This window comes from Flavobacterium sp., from assembly GCF_049240005.1.
Classification (GTDB): Bacteria; Bacteroidota; Bacteroidia; order Flavobacteriales; family Flavobacteriaceae; genus Flavobacterium.
This window is the reverse complement of the sequence record NZ_JBMLTK010000056.1, coordinates 1-1,191: the sequence shown is the minus strand read 5'-3', so window position 1 is coordinate 1,191 and position 1,191 is coordinate 1. Positions and strand designations below refer to the sequence as shown.

Genomic DNA, 1,191 nt, shown 5'->3' with positions numbered 1-1,191 from the left:
GAAGCCTATTTTGCCCAAAAACTATTGGATTACGAACAAGCCAGCAACGTCGGCAATTGGCAATGGGCTGCGGGAAGTGGCGTAGATGCTGCACCGTACTTTCGAATTTTCAATCCTACCGAACAAATAAAGAAGTTTGACAAAGACCTAGTCTATATCAAAAAATGGATACCCGAACTGAATAGTACATCTTATCCGCAACCTATAGTAGAGCACAAAACTGCTCGCGAAAAATGTTTAACGGTTTATAAAGCAGCTGTCGGTTAATGAATATTGTTTGGTTTAAAAGAGATTTACGCTTGCACGACAATGAAGCGCTGTACCGAGCTTTAGAAGCGCCGGGGAAAGTCCTTTTACTTTACATTCTAGAACCGTCATTACAAAACGATTCCCATTACAGTCAGCGGCATTTCGATTTTATCAAACAATCATTAGCAGAATTACAAGCCGAATTACTTCCCTATCATACACAAATCCTTATTGTAGAGGAAGAAGCGGTAGTTGTGTTTAAAAAATTAATCGAAACGATCTCCATTCGAGGTATTTATTCGCATCAGGAAACCGGACTAAAAGTTACTTATGATCGCGATTTAGCGGTTGCCGAAATGTTGAAAGAACACGGAATTCCGTGGCATGAATGTATCACTAACGGTGTAATTCGCGGATTACAGAATCGCAAACACTGGAAAGAAGATTGGTACGATTTTATGGAGAAACCTTGTTTTCCGTTCAAAGCCGATAGCCGAAGTTTCATCAAATACCGCGAGTTAGAAGAAATAGAAAATTACTTTTCGATTCCAAGTTTAAAAACTGATAAAAATGCCCCTTTTCAAAAAGGCGGCAGTAAAACCGGTTCGCGTTACTTGCAATCCTTCTTGGAAGAACGCGTTGAAAATTACAGTCGACACATCTCCAAACCCGAAGCCGCACGCAAAGGATGCAGTCGGCTTTCTCCCTACATTGCTTGGGGAAATTTATCGGTTCGGCAAGTTTACCAAGCCGCCGGTTTAAAAGCCAAAAGTGGCAAAAACAAACGGCAAATAGCCAATTTTGCTTCGCGTTTGCGATGGCAAGCTCATTTTATCCAGAAATTCGAAATGGAATGCGAAATGGAATTTATGGCCGTGAATAAAGGATACCACAACTTGAAACAAACCGTTCGTGAAGATTGGCATGTGGCTTGGGCTATGG

General features: G+C 41.2%; 2 protein-coding genes. Both read left to right on the top strand.

What is annotated here, in order from left to right; genetic code table 11:
• The coding region (locus ACOVQQ_RS05585) for an FAD-binding domain-containing protein (protein ID WP_421817321.1) at window positions 1–267 on the top strand (267 nt) is incomplete at its 5' end.
• The coding region (locus tag ACOVQQ_RS05580) for a deoxyribodipyrimidine photo-lyase (protein ID WP_421817320.1) at window positions 267–1,191 on the top strand (925 nt) is incomplete at its 3' end. The genes ACOVQQ_RS05585 and ACOVQQ_RS05580, both read left to right, overlap by 1 nt.